A 15,981-nucleotide genomic window follows, 5' to 3' on the forward strand; every position below is an offset into this window, starting at 1 on the left:
GAAATCTGATATCAATTATTCAATGCTGGAATCCTGAATCTATCGAATTGTTTAGATAGATCCTCAACTAGTAAAGGCAAATCGGCTAAACTCTCTGTACCACCAAATAGATAGAAATCTGGACGAACCACAACCACTTCAAGCCCAGTTTCTTTAAAATATTGTTTGTATTTTCCATGGATATCAACAGCTTTTTCAGAAAACGACTCATTATCCTCTGATAATTCTGAGATTTCAATAAATTTAACACCGATGTCCTCTAAAAACGCAATCTGTTCTTCATTTAAAACCTTCTTAGGATCATTCACAGGACTTATTATCGTCCACCCACTACCTACAACATCATCAAATAAACCTGATTTCCCTCTATACTCTACCTGACCTTGAAATGAAAGTTTCCCGGTGTATTTATTATTTTTCCCGTCAGCGGATTGGTAGAGTATGCCTTCAGTTAGAAATGGGAATTCCGGAAATTCAGGGACACCACCTGTAAAAAATGCCTCATCTCTTTTTCTAGCTTCTACCGGATCTGTTACGCAAATGACATTTCCTAAAAATAAGGCTGCTTCAACGACCTCTCGATTATGAGGTTTACGCTCAGCTGTATACGTCTCTAAAATAGACTCTGCAGCTTTTCCACTTAGAATAAGGTCTAGCTTCCAGGCTAAATTAATAGAATCTCGAAGACCAGAGCACATACCTTGACCCATGAATGGCGGCGTTAAGTGAGCTGCATCTCCTGCTATAATAAGCCGTCCTTTTTGCCATTCATCCGCCCATAACGCCTTAAATGTATAAACGGCATGCCGTTCTAATACAGCGTTACTAGGAGTTATATTCCAAGGTTCTAGCAAGCGCCAGGCTACATCTTCATTGTTAAGACCTTCTTTTGTCTCACCAGGAAGAGCCATGAATTCCCAGCGTCTTTTCCCAGGTCCGCCTGAGACAACCGTTGTTGGACGGGCAGGATCGCATAGCTGCAAATTCATCGGGTTCCATTCTCTTTCTTCTTTCGTAACGATATCAACAACGAGCCAATCTGCAGCAAATCCAAGGTCCGTAATCGCAGGATCCATATTTTTGCGAACAAAACTATTCGCACCGTCACACCCAACAACATACTTTGCATGAATGGTACGAATTTCCCCATGTAGGTCTTTAACAGTAAGCTCGACATGATTTTCGAATTCCTTTAACTCAATTGCATCATTTCCCATATTCACATTTACGCTAGGCTGATTACGGCAAGCAACATCCATTACTTTTTCAAGTTCAGGCTGATTGAAAAATAAATGTCCCGGCCACCCAGAAATGCCATCTTGAGAAAAATCGAGAGCCAATAGTAATTGCTGTTCAGCATTTCGCCATTCATATAAATCAGGGACTGGTTGTAAAATTCTTTCAATTTCACTTTTGGGAAGGATTGATTGCAGCATTCTCGCAATCTCATCATCCAAATGAACGGCGCGGGGAAGTGGATAGGGTTCAGAGAATCTTTCATATACCCCAACCCTCCATCCTTTTTGACCAAGTAATGCAGCTAAAAGCTTTGATACAGGTCCATAACCAACAATCGCCACGTCAACCATTTCTTGTTTCATTCTCCACACCCCTATACAAATATTCTCAAATTTAATTAAGATCCCGCTTTGTAAACGCATACATTCTTATGAAAAATTAAAACTAATTTTTTCATTTACATGGACTTTAAATATATTTATGTAAGAACTAGAGGTTGCTGGGATCGATAATCCCAGCGTATTGAACAAAATAAAATTTTAAGAAATTGCTACTTTACTAGAAACGACCTTATTTACTTGTTCACCTAGGTCAATTTTCCCGTCTTTACTCTTAATTTGACAACGAATAACATCTCCATCATTCAGATATTTACCGTTATTGATTTGACTTTCAATAAGCAAATCGACCTTCTCCGTGTAAGATACCAGGTGGCTTGATAGTTGTCCTAATATCTCTGGTGTAAGACTTAATGCTACTCCGCCTGTTGTACCTGTAATAACCAAATCACCTTTTGAAAGATCCATAATCTCCGATAGCTCTGTTAGAGTTTCAGCAGGTTTGTATAATAATTGATTCGTATTTGCTGATTGACGTAATTCATCATTTACCCATAAATTTAATTCTAAGTCATGAATGAGTGGAACCTCTTCTTTATCAAGTAAGTAGAAAAATGGTCCAGTAGGTCCAAAAGTACGGTAGCTCTTCCCTTTTAACCATTGCCCCTCAGAGAGTTGTACATCTCTTGCAGAAACATCATCCATAATAACAAGCCCTGCAATATACTGGTGAAGGTTTTCATCTGTGACTTCAACGGATGAAGAAATCTCTGTTCCAATGACCAGCCCCAGCTCAATTTCATAGTCTAATAGCTTAACATGTGACGGGCGAATAATCTCTGTATTAGGACCACAAAGTGTGCTATCTGCTTTACTAAAGAACATATTAAATGGCGGCCGAGCTGCTTCCATTCCAGATTCAGCACGATGAGAGGAGTAATTGGCACCCTGACAGACAATTCTTGCTGGTTTGGTAACAGGGCTTAAAATGGTCACTTCATTTAATGAAAGAAATTCACCTTGTCCTTGTTCTTTTAATTTTCTAGCTTCTTCAATACCCTCTTCTAAAAAATGAGCTAAAGATGAATAGTTTTCTCTTAATATGTAAATACGATTATTTGATACAACTCCCCACTGTTCTTTATTTTCCTTTTCAAATCTTACTACTTGAATTCCCACATTTAACTCCCCCTAATTTGTTTGGTTTGTGAAGGTTCAGAGAAACTAAGAATATATTTTTTCCAATATCCTCTTAACCCGCAGTATTAATTCGATCATTTTATCATGTGCCAATTTTTCATCACGTACCATGATTGCTTCATATATAGAACGGTGTCTTTCTAGTACTTCGTTTGTCGGAGTATCAAATGGAGATTCTGGATAATCCTTAGCTGCGTTTAACGTTTTTTCCCGGCTAAAGACGAGCGCTTTCCGGAGCGTTCTAACCGTATTGATGATTAAATCGTTGTAAGAAGCACATAATATTCTTTCATGAAAATCATAATCCGCAATGGCCCATGCCTTCTCATCACCGATTGATTGCTCGAGTCGATTGAAGGCATCCTTAATGCTTCCCAAATCCTTCTCGGTTGCTCTCTCTGCTGCTAAAGCTGCTGCCATGGGTTCTAGCCCCATTCTAACTTCGGTTAAATGCAGGAGAAAATCACGATTATTCTCATCCTCAAGCACCCAGTTAATGAGTTCTAAATTCCACCATTTCCATTCGGAACGTGGAAGCACGATTGTACCAGCCCTTTGATTCGATCTCACAAGCCCCAAAGTAGATAACGTTTTAAAGGATTCACGGACTACGGTTCGACTTACATTATATATTTCACCTAAATCCTCTACTTTTGGGAGGATTTCTCCTTGTTTTAACTCACCCGTTACTATTTTACGTCCAAGCACGCTAACTAATTGTTCACTTCTATTTTTCATAAAGCGTTAACACCCCTATCCTTACTATGTTTTAACCTTACCACAACAACAATGGTATTCCGACTTTTTGGGATAGAAGGTTAATAATTGGATTCCACTTCAACAATGGAAGCGCAATCATTTATTATTGAAAGTCATTAACACCTCCTTGTGATTAAGAGTCCATCTTGTTGTGAATAAATATTATTTATCTGATTATTATAATAAATAATATTTATTAATTCGTCAACCTATATTTTATAAATTTTCTAAAAACTTCTTGTCTATACTTTTTACTGCCATCGATCCTTCACTTATATGGTGTGAGCCAGGCACTTTTTTTCTATTGTTCTAGATAATGTAGAACAGATTTGTTATAATAAATGTAGAACAGATTGGAGGAAAGAGTATGATGATTAGAATTGAACCCGACTCTGACATACCCATTTATGAGCAAATATCCAATCAAATTGTCGAAGGCATCGCTAGAGGTTTGATTCAGCCAGGAGCTTCGCTTCCTTCTGTGAGGGCTTTTGCATCTGACCTCGGCGTTAATATGCATACCGTTAATAAAAGCTACCACCAATTAGAGTATAAGGGAATTATCACAATTGTTCCGAAGTCGGGAGCGATTATCTCTTCTCCCCAAGATTTCAATGAACTCTCTTTTGATCGACTAAAAGAGGAATATAAGCCACTTATTGCAGAATCCCTGGTGGTTGGAATGTCTAATGAGCAAATTCATGAACTTGTCTCATCTATTATTGAAGACTTTAAGAAAAGCAATTAATTATAGGGGGAACTCATATGACTTTAGCCATTTTTCTATTTATCTCGATTATCCTGCTTGGAATCCAAACAGCTATTCCTTTTTTAGTGAAACGCACCATCATCTTTGGAATTACCGTCCCTGAAAAGCACATAAAAAACGAACAACTAATATCCTACAAAAAAAGATATACCTTATTGGTTTCGCTCCTTTCCCTGGTGGCATTAGGGATTTATGCTTTTTGGGTCCTCGGTACGAACCCAGGCGAAGAACAAACCGTCTTGGTTGGAACGCTTATCCAATTTGGCATTATTCTTTTCAGCCTTTCCCTCTATTTTTTCTTTCATGGAAAAACGCTTCAATTAAAAAGGAAAAATAATTGGATGGAGAATCTAAAACAAATGAAGGTAACTGACTTATCCGTACGGTCTCAGGATGAAATGATTCCTTGGTATCTGTTTTTACTTCCAATGATTGTTACTGTCGGAGTTATCGGATATACCGTTTTCCAATATGACCTACTGCCTGAAAAGATTCCTACTCACTGGGGAATAAATGGTGAAGCCGATGCCTTTACAGAGAAAACACCAATGTCAGCGATCTTAATGCCACTAACGCTTTTAGCGATGCAGGTGATGTATTTAGGAATCCATATTGGAAAAAATAAATCTGGCATTAAATTAAGTGCAACTGGCACAAATGCTTCAAAGTTACGTCAGTTAACGCTACGGAAATATTCAAGCTGGCTGATGTTTTTAGTTAGTTTCTTACTAACAGGTTTGTTTTGTTACTTTCAATTAACCACGATTCACCCAGATTTGTTTGCGGGCACTGCCATGATCGCAGCACCGATGGTTTTCCTAGTTGTTATACTAGCCGCGACCATTGTTTTTGCTGTAAAAGTCGGTCGTTCAGATAAACACTCTGTGGTTGCGTCAGAGGAAGAAATAACGGATTACGATGAAGATTCCTACTGGAAAGGCGGACTCTTTTATTTCAACAGAAATGATCCCTCTATTTTTGTGGAAAAACGCGTCGGTGTTGGCTGGACCCTCAATTTTGCCAACCCACTTGGATACATTATTTTCTTAGTGCCGCTAGTGGTCGTAATCGTATTATCATTATTATAGAATTGATAAAAAAACGAGAGCGAATCCTTTGATTAGGATACACTCTCGTATTTTGTGGTCAACAAAATGCCGTTTTGGTATTGATTTGTAGAAACTGTATGGTTTTCTGTAGAACCTGTACGGTTTTTTGTAGAAACTGTATGCTTTTTTGTAGAAGCTGTACACTTTTTTGTAGAACCTATACGTTTTTTGTAGAACCTGTACACTTAATTGTAGAAGCTGTACACTTTTTTGTAGAACCTATACGTTTTTTTGTAGAAGCTGTACGCTTTTTTGTAGAAACTGTACAGTTTTACCGTATACACTGTACACTTTTACACCAATATTTAAATAATTTCCCATTTCTTATGATTAGCTACTTCTAATAGTCGAGGTTCTGGGTTAACAGCAACGGGATTTCCTACTAATTCAAGAACGTTTAAATCCGTGTAACTATCCCCATATGCAAAGCTATTTTGCCAATCTACTTCTGTATGAGACAGATGGGCATTGATGAAATCACTTTTACGTTCCCCGTATATATATTTTATAGAAGTGGTCTTTGACAATTTTTCATCATGATAGGGAATGCTGCTTCCACTAATACAATCAAAATTTACATTTTTCGTAACGGAGTGCAGGAGCGGCTCATAAGCTCCTGATACAAGCATAGTATAATAGCCTTCCCTTCTATGCTGTTCAAGTCTATGTAACACCGGTTCACTAAGGTTTTGACTCATACTCTCACCAATTTGCGAAAAAAACTGGTCAATCTCCGATTTTGGAGAAGTTCCAAATGCAGCGATATACGACCACATTGAATATTCTTTCATTTTTTGTTCGGGGTAAAGCTTACATTTGTATGCTAGGTATACCGGTAAAAGTCTAAGGAAGAAATTCCGATACTTCTGAAAATGCAGGGGATGATTCTTCAAATGTCCCATCAAAAGTGGAAAAGTCTCATTCGGAAATAAAGTTCCATCAAAATCAAATATTGCAACCTTCATCTCATCAGCAGCCTTTCATTTTAAAACATGTCTTCCATTTTATAACACATAAAGTGCATTATTTCCACACAAAAAAACCACACAGGCATCATGTGAATGCTGTGTGGTCTCTAGAGAAGTTTTCTCCAACTTTATATTAGAGTTTATTTTCCCTTATTTGCAAAATCCCCATTGGTATATATGTAATGATAAATACAATGAGTCCCACTATTTCAAGATTAATATAATACATAATCCCACTGCCGAAAAATGATAATAGGGTTTCTGTTTCCGATGGACTCGCTAAGAAGAAAAAGTTTGTGTCTATCCATAAATTCAGGAAAAATATTGGAACAGCTATGATATTCAAGGTAATAAATCCCGTTAAAATAGCTTTGCGAGGAACTCTGTACCCTTCGAAGAGGATAAAATACAACACGGCTAATGGAATAGCTGAATGATGCAGGAAATATTTTAAGAATCGAAAATGAGGAAATTGATAGACTATATCAGGAGTAACCATACTTAGGATGGGAGGAATTAGACCAATAAAAAATAACAAATTAAACACTTTTTGATTCTTTTTCAAAAATAGGTACAACGATAAAAACGTACTAAGTGAACAAAGCTGTAAAGGTAAATCACCCACTTCCCATTGGTTGGTAAGGATTAGCCACAAGTGGAAGGAAACTTCACAAAGTATCAAAGTGGTAAATAGTGTCCATTTCAAAATGTGCTGGTAGTTCTTAAGCTTCGATCTGAAATACACCAAAAGGAAACAGGTAAGAAAGAAGAGAAGTAACGTAACAACATGGGTCGTTGAAAAAAAGGTAAAAGTCTGCATTCCTGTAACAGAAAACATAATGACAACACCTCTTTTCGCAAGTATTCATTCATCACAAACTTAGAACTTCAAGGTACTAAGAATATATGACATATAGAGTTCGTATTAGACTATTGACCTCAGTGAATACATTATTTTACAAACACCTTAACATTCGTGCATGTCTTGCACTATAAACAAAAAAGTGCCAGGCACTGGACATTGAAATCAAGTGCTGGCACTCACAAAATCTATATTTAGTATAATTTTCAACCTTAATTTACCAAGTCCAATTCGTGATAGACAGTAACATTAATGCAGCTGCCGCTAATGCGATATTCTTTAGGAATTGATTCATTTCGCCAACTTTTGCATTCTGATCTGTTTCCTTCCAGAAATTATGCATGATGAAAGCTGAAAGAACGAGGAATATTACTAACAAATATAGGCCCCATTCAATCCAATATGCCGTAAGGATACTCAATCCCCCGGCTAGGAGCATTAACCCGGTTACCACTACAGATAGTCCTGGTGCTGGTACCCTCTTATAGGATGCATACTGCTTCAAACCTTGAAATTGGATGAAATGATTTAGACCAGAATAAGCAAAATAAAGACCAAATACTGCCCGACCAACCAGCCATAGCCAATCCATTCAGACATCATCCTTTCATTAGGTTAATTACTTTCTCTATACATATATACTCTTATTTGTTAAAATATTCCGTCTCGTTTAGGTTTATTGCATGAATCCACACTCCCTAAATATTCCACCTCTGGGACCATCCTCCTAATGACCATATTCCCTTATTCATGATATATTTTTAACGTAGCCAAGAAACACAAACATGAAATGGTGAGTAATCGCGGCTCATGTTTACATGAGTTGAGGAAAGTCCAGGCTCGCCCGGTGCTGAGATGCCCGGAGTGATCGTGCCATCTGCAAAGGTGGGCAGCAGTTTCTACTGCTGACGGCGGGGAAATTATGCTAAGTCCTTCATGGATATGCTTCGAGTACTCTGAAAGTGCCACAGCGACGAATTCTTCTGGAAACAGGAGAAATGGAACGGGTAAACCCCACGAGCGAGCAACCCAAACTTTGGTAGGGGCACCATCCTGCGGGAAATAAACCAAACGGATGGATCGGTCTTCGTGACTGATAGTCATATGATTACACCTGTTGTGCGAGATTGGCATCGTTTGGAGCACGCAGGAACAGAACCTGGCTTACAGCCATTTCATGCGCCGGATTTATAAAATTACACATAAGCATTAGTCTAGCCTATACATACCGTGCTAGACGGGGAGTTGGCGGTGCCCTGTAACCCGCAATCTGCCATAGCGGGGTTGAATTCCTGCCTTAGGTTTGATCATGTAAGGTCTGCCTTGGGAAAATAGTGTTGACAACTGGGTCCTACGCAATGGAAACCTATGAAACTGGTCAGATCCGGAAGGAAGCAGCCATAAGTAGACATTTCTATGTGCCGGAGGATCGCCTAGTTTGAGCTAGCTTTCACAAGTAACGCTTGGTTGGTCTAATCAAAGGCAGGTGCACGGTTTTACATATACACCATGTGACCATGGGTGACCATGGGGACGGTTCTCATGGTCAAATCTCATTGAGTCATCATAAGAAAATGTGCCAGGTAACTTCCATATATTATAGGAGGTGCCTGGCACTTTTCTTTTCAATTGGCATCAAAATGGTCTGAGGAAGCTTTATTTAATAATAAGTCCGATATCTCACACCCATATAAATACAACCTATGCATCGGTCTTGTCATCGCCACATACAACAATTTAATATCTAATTCCTCTTCAGAATAAGATTCCTCTAAGTTTAGGATCAGCACTGCATCAAATTCTAATCCTTTAGAAAGATACGAAGGTAAGATTACAATGCTTCCCTTTTTCATATCTTGCTTTTCTTCTAATAGCTGAATGGGAAGATTACTATTTTCTAGCATTTTATGTATGCGCAAGCACTCGTTGTCGGTTCTTCCAATGATAGCAATCGAATTAAGTTCTTCCTCTTTGAGTAATAGGATATCGTGTTCAAGTATTTCTCCTACCTGCTGCAAATGGCTAGGATCAATTTTCGTAAAACGTGGTTTGTCCCCATGACGAATGACTGGCTGTACGATTGGCAAGTCTTTGCCCATAATCGATAGAATGTCATTTGCGAGGTGCATAATCTCGACCGTTGTACGATAACTTTTTTGGAGAGCATGATAATTCGCATTTGGGAAGATTTCCGTTACTAATGGCTCCCAGCTGTTTAATCCTCGATAGGAATGAATCCCTTGTGCTAAATCGCCAACGATTGTAAATAGCTCCGTTTCAAAGCCTTCTTTTAATGCTGCAAATTGGAAATAGCTATAGTCCTGAGCCTCATCAATGAAAACACTTTTCATTTTATATTTTTCATCGATTCCTTCAAGTTTTGCCTTCATGTAAAATAACGGAGCCAAATCCTCAAGCTCTAGAGCTTTTTTATCAAAAGTTCTTTGACAATATTGACTCAACTTCTTGCATTCTATTTCAGTAAGAGTACTTGAATACTTTTTTAACAGTTCAGGAGATGTCATCAGTTCCTTGTATAGTGAAAAAATATCTTTTTTTACGAATGGGTCCATATAATTTTTCACTGCTGCCTTCGATTCTTGCTCCACCGTACTTAACCTTTTCTCTTTTAAATCCATAATGGAGACTACTTTTTCTCTCCTCTTATCTGAATCCAGCCTGGTGGTATAAAGTGCCTTTTCTAAAGCTTCATCATATTTACTATTAATTTTGGATAGAATGATCGATTTTTTTATCCTTAAATCATTTGCCAATAGATTTTTTATTTTATCGAGTCTACTATAGATGGGTAAGTATTGAAACTCTGTTAAAAATAGCCGATTAATCTTTTGCCCCCTCATAAGAAGCGATTTTTCAATGATAAAATCCTTTGATGGTGCTAGATTTATTTCAATATCTTTCAAATAGGTATCGATACACTCTTTAAAGTCCAGAGAACCTTTATACCCCGACACCCATTGTAACCATTTTGATTTTCCTTCCCCTTTAAGAAGCTTCATTAATTTGGAGTTAGGAGCAATAAATTTTATTTTCTTCCCCAAACAATTTCTCATAAATTCAACATAAGTGGTTTGTTTAATTTTATTTACCCCTAAATCGGGCAGAACAGCGGAAATATAATCAATAAACAATCTATTTGGTGCAAGAATCATTAATTTTTCTGGAGGAAATCGATATCCAGAAGAGTATAAAAAGTAGGATATGCGATGGAGTGCTATGGTAGTTTTTCCACTTCCCGCAGCTCCTTGTACGATGATGGGGTGTTTAAGAGAAGCTCGAATGACATCATTTTGCTCATTTTGGATGGTTGCAACAATTTCGGTTAACCGATTGTCTGCTTTACCCGATAAGGATTTCTGCAAGAGTTCATCATGCGTGGTTAAATCGATATCTCTAATATCCTTTAATAATCCGTCCTCAATTTCATACTGTCTTTTCAGAGATAAATAACCACTTTGCGTTTCCCCATAGGCGTCATACGTTACGTCCCCTAGCCGCCCATCATAGTAAACATTTGCAATAGGTGACCGCCAGTCAACGATAATGGGAATCTGGTTTACCCGGTCAAATAGTGAAGCTTTCCCGATATACAAAATCTCCTCAATGGTGTCACCGCTGCTGGTAAAATTGATTCTCGAAAAGTACGGTTTGCCTATGACGCTCGCTAACCTTTCCAGTTCACTTTCTGCTAATTCCAGGTACTGAGCATTTGTCAGAAGGGTCATGTAGCTTAAACTGCTATCAGAAGTGTCTAGTTCCGCAAAGGCTTCTTTCAAATTCTCAACAAATTGTTCTTTATTCCCCTTGGATTGTTCCAAAACACTTTTAATGTATTCCTTTGTAAACTCAAGGCGCTCAATTTCTGCTTGATAATCTTTATGCTCACGAACTGATTTTTGTTTTTTTGAACTCATTCTCTTAAACCGTCACCTCTTTCGCTAGTTTCCGTACAACCGAACAGGCACAAAAAGAAACATCTACAATCTTTTTGTAGATGCTTTCATACACAATGGAGATATATTTTACCATTTGGAAATTATTAATACAATCAAATTGCACAAAATAATTAAAAAATAAGGCCGGATTCTTTCACCCTTTTAAATATAGCAATACAATGAGGAAAATAATCAATCCTATTAAAAGGATTGGACCAACACCGGTGCTATACACAATGTGTATTTTAATATGGAGAATCGCATGGACAATAAGAATAATGAGCAGGCAAATAAGCAATAAAATAGCTAATTGGACATTTGTATTTCGATTTCGATTCAATAAATTTGCTCCCTTCTAGAAGCTTTACAGGAACACTACATGTACCACTACTTTCTTTTTATATAAATATTTTACTTCTGCTAAAAATATGACATCCTTAAAGTTTATCTAATCCGATTGCTGCCATTACAATTGTACATAGTAATAATGAAACTTGTTCGTTGATTTACCGTATATACTAACAGACCAATTTTAAAAGATGAAGATGGAGTGGAATGTTTGATGATAGTAGAATCGACTGATTATTTAAAGGACGAATTGATAAAGATTGAAGCATGGGAAAATGAACAGAAGGATTTATGGTTTTGGGAAAAGCTTGGCCGTTTGCCCTTCATGCTGCTTGATAAGCTAACTCCAAAATTTATCCAAGATAAAATCGGCTTGGCGATTGATGAATTAGGGACCTACATCCAGACTGGCGGGCAATATTTAGTCAAAGAAGAAAATGTTCTAAAGAAGTTTGTGCCGCAGGATACATCAGCAGATGAGATTCGCTTAGACATGCTTGAACAGATTCCGATAAGAAAAATGGATGAAATCGCTGAGCAGTTACGAAATTCCAGAACAAAAATAGCGACCGTTCAAGGGGCAACAACGGGGATTGGCGGGTTGTTTACACTGGCGGTTGATATTCCTGTTCTCTTAGGTTTATCCCTTAAAGTTTTACAAGAGATTGCTATATGCTATGGGTACGACCCTAAAGAAAAATCAGAAAGAATTTTTATTGTTAAATGCCTGCAATTTACTTCCTCTGATATTGTCGGAAAAAAGGCAATTTTAGAGGATCTGTCTTCCTTCAATCAAGGCAATCAGAACAATCAAATGATTTCTCAGCTGCAAGGATGGCGGGAAGTGGTTACCACCTATCGGGATTCTTTTGGCTGGAAAAAGCTGTTTCAAATGATTCCAATAGCTGGAATGATTTTTGGAGCATTTATTAATCGCTCTTCTATCGGGGATGTGGCCGATGCAGGAAAAATGTTATACCGAAAACGTAGAATCCTAGAGCGCCTTAATCAAATGGAAAAAATTCAAGGTTAATTCAAATAAGTGTATGGCACCCTCCTACTATTATTGACTAGACTGAAAATCACAAGTTTAAATCATTCAGACTTGAATTGTCTGAAAATGGTTGATTTGTGATAAGCTAGTAGATGAAAAGGGGGAATTGAATGCAAAAACGGTACCTTTTTGCTCTATTTAGTTTCATCATTATTTTTCTATTAAGTGGTTGTGGACAAGAATCACTCGAAACCAAAGACATAGCGCAACGAAAAGAAAACCTAACGGAAAAGTCATTACCAACAGAAAATGATGAAACTCCAAGTACTGAAGAAAATGAAGCTGTACCCACTGATTTAACAGAACTTACGGTCCACTTCATTGATGTCGGTCAAGGTGATTCAACCTTACTTCAATTTTCTGATGATGGTGAGGACTTTACGATTCTTATTGACGCTGGAAACTGGACTGGGGATGAAGTCGTCCAGTATCTTAAGCTGCAGCATGTTTCGCAAATCGATATTGCGGTTGGGACTCATCCAGATGCCGATCATATTGGGCAGTTAGACCAAGTAATTAACACCTTTAACGTGGGTGAGGTCTGGTTATCAGGGAATACAAACCCCTCGCAAACCTTCCAAAGACTTTTAAAAGCAATCGATTCAAAAGTTGTTGATTACTATGAACCAAGAATGGGTGATCAGTTTGAAATCGGCCCGCTAAAGATTGATGTATTATATCCCAAAACGATTAGCGAGCATGATAACGAAGAATCGATTTCGTTAAAACTGACCTATGGTGAAGTTACGTTTATTTTAACAGGAGATGCTACCACAGAAGACGAATTAAATATGCTTCAAAGTGGAATTGATATGAAAGCTGACATTCTGAAGCTTGGTCATCACGGCTCCTCCACTTCAACACATCCCACTTTCTTACGGGAAGTGGACCCAGATGTTGCGATTTACAGTGCTGGCTTGAATAATACCTATGGTCATCCTCATGATGAAGTGATCAATCTTGTTCAAAATTCGAAGATTCAACTTTATGGGACCGATGTTCATGGAACCGTACTGGTAGAAACAGATGGGAAAGATTATCAAATACTGACGAAAAACGCTGGGACGATTACACCCTCTAGCAGCGGAAAAACACCAAAAGAAGAGGCCGAGGTTGAGCCTGCACCTATTGTTGATCAATGTATTGACGTAAATTCTGCTAGCTTGGAACAATTACAAGAAATCATTCACATTGGTGCTGCTCGTGCACAGGATCTAATCAAATTAAGACCTTTCACTTCAGTTGATGATTTAGGAAGAATGAAAGGAATTGGACCGGCTAGAATTGCCGATATTAAATCGCAGGGACTTGCTTGCGCAGGAGGTTAGGACGATGAAAGGATACCTTGACAGAATCGAAGATAATCAATATGCAGTTATTTTAGTTGAGGAAATGAAAAAAGAATTCATCATTCCAAAAGAAGACCTGCCACACGGCAGTAAGGGAAATTCCTTTTTCAAGATTACCATTGAAAATGAAAAAATCACATCCATGGTAGTAGATGAGCAAGCCACTCTTTCCGAACAGGAAAAAGTGGATGACATGATGACAAAGCTTCGTTCCAAGAGTAAAGGCAGCAAATTCAAAAAGAACGAATAACAAACTTTTTGACATAGCTACTAATAGAAACTGCCATTTATCCTTATTGTCTTTATCAAATTGCGTGTTACAATTTTATTAAAAACGAACAAATCATTTAGTTATAAGGATTTAAGAAATACTTTAAAATACTTTGATTGGATATACCGTTTTATGGGAGGATATTATGGCTTTAAAATATAAATGTTTAATCTTAGACCACGATGATACGGGAGTAAAAAGCACACCAGAAATACACTATCCATCATTTGTAGAGGCTCTTAAAGACTTGCGACCACAGGATAAATCTATTACCTTTGAAGATTTTGTTAGATACTGTTTCAATCCAGGTTTTTCTTCTTTATGTAAGGACATCATTAAATTTACAGAGGAAGAACAAAAACATCAGCAAATGGTATGGAAAAAATATACCCAATCAACTGTACCAGACTTCTATGAACTGTTTGCAGAGACAATTAAAGAATTTAAAAAACAAGGTGGAATTGTTACGGTTGTTTCTCATTCGGAGAGAAACCGAATTGAGAGAGATTATTCTATTCATTGTGGATTTGTGCCAGACGCAATCTTTGGTTGGGAACTTCCTGAGCAACAAAGAAAACCACATCCATATCCAATTAGAGAAATTTTAAAACGCTTTAATTTAAAAGAAGATGATGCACTAATGTTGGATGACCTAAAGCCTGGATTGGAGATGGCGAGAAGTTGTAATGTAGATTTTGCCGCTGCTGGCTGGTCTCACAGTATTCCCGAAATAAAGAAACAAATGAAATTAGAATCTAAATATTACTTTGAAACCGTAGAACAATTTAATCAACTTATATTATGTAAATAACAAACGCTTGGGGAACCCAAGCGTTTTTATGTGCTAATTCACTTGTTATTTTCTGAACTACGGAACTTCGGTAATTTACTCTTGGCATTTTTTCACCACAAAAATATAGTATGAAAAGATGCTTTCATTGATGTCATGGTTTATAAAATCTTCTTAATCAAAACGTTCTGTCTCTATTCCATCCAAAATGTCCTCTAATTCTGTAAGAAAATTCAGCTGTACAGGAGCAGGGATTTGCTCCATCCACTTTTTTATTTCAGGTAAATCCTCAGCCTCAGTTATATTACTTGGCTTCGGTTCAAGAGTTGTCCACCATTTCTTCAATTCATCAATAAATTCATAAAAATAGCGTTCAAATCTTTCAGCCCATTCTGCCCCTTCATCACCAGAAGTCTTTTGCATCATACTCCAGGCCTCCATTGCTGTTTCGAAGTACTCATCTATTCTCCTCATGCTGAACTCCTTTCAACATCCTGTTAATACTCTTTATTCTCTCATTATTATGGTAGAATGCAATCGTTTTACGCGATTCATTTACGACTTAATAACAAAATGAACATCGAAACATTCCTTCAAAAACGATGTAATATTATATTAATGTTTTACCTTCGGAAATGTTGATATAATGTTGATATGAACAACTTAGGAGGATAACGAAATGACAACATTTGAAAAGTTAAAGCCTATTATCTCAGACCAACTAGGTGTTAAAATGGAGAATATCACACCTCAAAGCTCATTCAAAGACGATTTCGATGCTGATTCGCTTGATATGGTTGACCTGACGATGGAAATTGAAGATGAATTTGCGATTGAGATTAGTGATAAAGTCGCGGCTACGCTACAAACGGTCGGTGATGTGGTAAACTATATTGAGACCCATCGTAGTTAAATCACTGTGAGACCAACATGAGATATTAGACTAGCCCTTCTCTTTCAGAGAGGGGC

General features: G+C 37.6%; 16 protein-coding genes and 2 other RNA genes. 9 read left to right on the forward strand and 9 right to left on the reverse strand.

Annotated elements, in window-relative coordinates; translation table 11 throughout:
- Positions 1-11: 11 nt before the first annotated feature.
- The 3 genes from mhpA to MLOOGBEN_RS25180 all read right to left on the reverse strand — a co-directional run bounded on the left by mhpA (position 12) and on the right by MLOOGBEN_RS25180 (position 3,515).
- Entirely contained in the window at positions 12-1,601 is a 1,590-nt protein-coding gene (gene mhpA / locus MLOOGBEN_RS25170) for a bifunctional 3-(3-hydroxy-phenyl)propionate/3-hydroxycinnamic acid hydroxylase MhpA (protein WP_179161027.1), read from the reverse strand.
- A 177-nt stretch (positions 1,602-1,778) separates the two neighbouring features.
- A complete protein-coding gene (locus MLOOGBEN_RS25175) occupies positions 1,779-2,756 on the reverse strand; it encodes a fumarylacetoacetate hydrolase family protein (RefSeq protein WP_179161028.1) in 978 nt (325 codons plus the stop codon).
- Positions 2,757-2,801: 45 nt separating this feature from the next.
- The gene (locus tag MLOOGBEN_RS25180; protein WP_179161029.1) at positions 2,802-3,515 is read right to left on the reverse strand and encodes a FadR/GntR family transcriptional regulator; all 714 of its coding nucleotides are present in this window, start codon (positions 3,513-3,515) and stop codon (positions 2,802-2,804) included.
- Positions 3,516-3,903: 388 nt separating this feature from the next.
- Between MLOOGBEN_RS25180 and MLOOGBEN_RS25185 the strand changes: the two genes are divergently transcribed.
- The gene (locus MLOOGBEN_RS25185) at positions 3,904-4,284 is read left to right on the forward strand and encodes a GntR family transcriptional regulator (protein WP_179161030.1); all 381 of its coding nucleotides are present in this window, start codon (positions 3,904-3,906) and stop codon (positions 4,282-4,284) included.
- A gap of 17 nt (positions 4,285-4,301) precedes the next feature.
- Complete coding sequence (locus MLOOGBEN_RS25190; RefSeq protein WP_179161031.1) at positions 4,302-5,393, forward strand: DUF1648 domain-containing protein; 1,092 nt, start codon at positions 4,302-4,304, stop codon at positions 5,391-5,393.
- 326 nt (positions 5,394-5,719) lie between these two features.
- On the opposite strand, the gene MLOOGBEN_RS25195 is transcribed toward MLOOGBEN_RS25190, so the two are convergent.
- From MLOOGBEN_RS25195 to MLOOGBEN_RS25205, 3 genes are all read right to left on the reverse strand, one after another.
- Positions 5,720-6,379: an HAD family hydrolase gene (locus tag MLOOGBEN_RS25195; protein ID WP_179161032.1), complete on the reverse strand. Its 660-nt coding sequence runs from the start codon at positions 6,377-6,379 to the stop codon at positions 5,720-5,722.
- A gap of 136 nt (positions 6,380-6,515) precedes the next feature.
- Positions 6,516-7,220 carry a YwaF family protein gene (locus MLOOGBEN_RS25200; protein ID WP_179161033.1) on the reverse strand — a complete coding sequence of 235 codons (705 nt, stop codon included), beginning with the start codon at positions 7,218-7,220 and terminating at the stop codon, positions 6,516-6,518.
- Positions 7,221-7,461: 241 nt separating this feature from the next.
- Positions 7,462-7,836, reverse strand: a complete 375-nt coding sequence (locus MLOOGBEN_RS25205; protein WP_179161034.1) for a DoxX family protein — start codon at positions 7,834-7,836, stop codon at positions 7,462-7,464.
- Positions 7,837-8,033: 197 nt separating this feature from the next.
- Between MLOOGBEN_RS25205 and rnpB the strand changes: the two genes are divergently transcribed.
- Both rnpB and ffs read left to right on the forward strand, forming a co-directional pair.
- Positions 8,034-8,416, forward strand: an RNA gene (gene rnpB, locus MLOOGBEN_RS25210) — RNase P RNA component class B.
- Between the two features lie 56 nt (positions 8,417-8,472).
- Positions 8,473-8,738, forward strand: an RNA gene (gene ffs, locus MLOOGBEN_RS25215) — signal recognition particle sRNA large type.
- Between the two features lie 131 nt (positions 8,739-8,869).
- Here ffs and helD read toward each other — a convergent pair.
- Positions 8,870-11,179 (reverse strand): RNA polymerase recycling motor HelD, encoded by a 2,310-nt coding sequence (helD, locus tag MLOOGBEN_RS25220; protein ID WP_179161035.1) that lies wholly within the window; start codon positions 11,177-11,179, stop codon positions 8,870-8,872.
- A 175-nt stretch (positions 11,180-11,354) separates the two neighbouring features.
- Positions 11,355-11,540 carry a hypothetical protein gene (locus MLOOGBEN_RS25225; protein ID WP_179161036.1) on the reverse strand — a complete coding sequence of 62 codons (186 nt, stop codon included), beginning with the start codon at positions 11,538-11,540 and terminating at the stop codon, positions 11,355-11,357.
- A 222-nt stretch (positions 11,541-11,762) separates the two neighbouring features.
- On the opposite strand from MLOOGBEN_RS25225, the gene MLOOGBEN_RS25230 reads away from it, so the two are divergent.
- The 4 genes from MLOOGBEN_RS25230 (at position 11,763) to MLOOGBEN_RS25245 (ending at position 15,033) form a co-directional block, all read left to right on the forward strand.
- Positions 11,763-12,581 (forward strand): EcsC family protein, encoded by an 819-nt coding sequence (locus tag MLOOGBEN_RS25230; protein WP_179161062.1) that lies wholly within the window; start codon positions 11,763-11,765, stop codon positions 12,579-12,581.
- 131 nt (positions 12,582-12,712) lie between these two features.
- Positions 12,713-13,930, forward strand: coding sequence for an MBL fold metallo-hydrolase (locus MLOOGBEN_RS25235; protein ID WP_179161037.1), 1,218 nt, complete (start codon positions 12,713-12,715; stop codon positions 13,928-13,930).
- Positions 13,931-13,934: 4 nt separating this feature from the next.
- The gene (locus tag MLOOGBEN_RS25240; RefSeq protein ID WP_179161038.1) at positions 13,935-14,201 is read left to right on the forward strand and encodes a DUF3006 domain-containing protein; all 267 of its coding nucleotides are present in this window, start codon (positions 13,935-13,937) and stop codon (positions 14,199-14,201) included.
- Between the two features lie 166 nt (positions 14,202-14,367).
- The gene (locus MLOOGBEN_RS25245; RefSeq protein WP_179161039.1) at positions 14,368-15,033 is read left to right on the forward strand and encodes an HAD family hydrolase; all 666 of its coding nucleotides are present in this window, start codon (positions 14,368-14,370) and stop codon (positions 15,031-15,033) included.
- Positions 15,034-15,186: 153 nt separating this feature from the next.
- Here MLOOGBEN_RS25245 and MLOOGBEN_RS25250 read toward each other — a convergent pair whose 3' ends face one another.
- Entirely contained in the window at positions 15,187-15,486 is a 300-nt protein-coding gene (locus MLOOGBEN_RS25250) for a hypothetical protein (protein WP_179161040.1), read from the reverse strand.
- Between the two features lie 205 nt (positions 15,487-15,691).
- Here MLOOGBEN_RS25250 and acpP point away from each other — a divergent pair, with 205 nt between their 5' ends.
- Positions 15,692-15,925: an acyl carrier protein gene (gene acpP / locus MLOOGBEN_RS25255; protein WP_179161041.1), complete on the forward strand. Its 234-nt coding sequence runs from the start codon at positions 15,692-15,694 to the stop codon at positions 15,923-15,925.
- Positions 15,926-15,981 lie beyond the last annotated feature (56 nt).

Source organism: Bacillus sp. EB106-08-02-XG196, assembly GCF_013396335.1.
In the GTDB taxonomy this organism is placed as follows: domain Bacteria; phylum Bacillota; class Bacilli; order Bacillales; family Cytobacillaceae; genus Neobacillus.

Coding starts and splice junctions, on each gene's coding strand:
- mhpA (WP_179161027.1), bottom strand. CDS start 1,601: ATGAAACAAGAAATGGTTGACGTGGCGATTGTTGGTTATGGACCTGTA.
- MLOOGBEN_RS25180 (WP_179161029.1), bottom strand. CDS start 3,515: ATGAAAAATAGAAGTGAACAATTAGTTAGCGTGCTTGGACGTAAAATA.
- MLOOGBEN_RS25185 (WP_179161030.1), top strand. CDS start 3,904: ATGATGATTAGAATTGAACCCGACTCTGACATACCCATTTATGAGCAA.
- MLOOGBEN_RS25190 (WP_179161031.1), top strand. CDS start 4,302: ATGACTTTAGCCATTTTTCTATTTATCTCGATTATCCTGCTTGGAATC.
- MLOOGBEN_RS25195 (WP_179161032.1), bottom strand. CDS start 6,379: ATGAAGGTTGCAATATTTGATTTTGATGGAACTTTATTTCCGAATGAG.
- MLOOGBEN_RS25200 (WP_179161033.1), bottom strand. CDS start 7,220: ATGTTTTCTGTTACAGGAATGCAGACTTTTACCTTTTTTTCAACGACC.
- MLOOGBEN_RS25205 (WP_179161034.1), bottom strand. CDS start 7,836: ATGGATTGGCTATGGCTGGTTGGTCGGGCAGTATTTGGTCTTTATTTT.
- helD (WP_179161035.1), bottom strand. CDS start 11,179: ATGAGTTCAAAAAAACAAAAATCAGTTCGTGAGCATAAAGATTATCAA.
- MLOOGBEN_RS25230 (WP_179161062.1), top strand. CDS start 11,763: ATGATAGTAGAATCGACTGATTATTTAAAGGACGAATTGATAAAGATT.
- MLOOGBEN_RS25235 (WP_179161037.1), top strand. CDS start 12,713: ATGCAAAAACGGTACCTTTTTGCTCTATTTAGTTTCATCATTATTTTT.
- MLOOGBEN_RS25240 (WP_179161038.1), top strand. CDS start 13,935: ATGAAAGGATACCTTGACAGAATCGAAGATAATCAATATGCAGTTATT.
- MLOOGBEN_RS25245 (WP_179161039.1), top strand. CDS start 14,368: ATGGCTTTAAAATATAAATGTTTAATCTTAGACCACGATGATACGGGA.
- MLOOGBEN_RS25250 (WP_179161040.1), bottom strand. CDS start 15,486: ATGAGGAGAATAGATGAGTACTTCGAAACAGCAATGGAGGCCTGGAGT.
- acpP (WP_179161041.1), top strand. CDS start 15,692: ATGACAACATTTGAAAAGTTAAAGCCTATTATCTCAGACCAACTAGGT.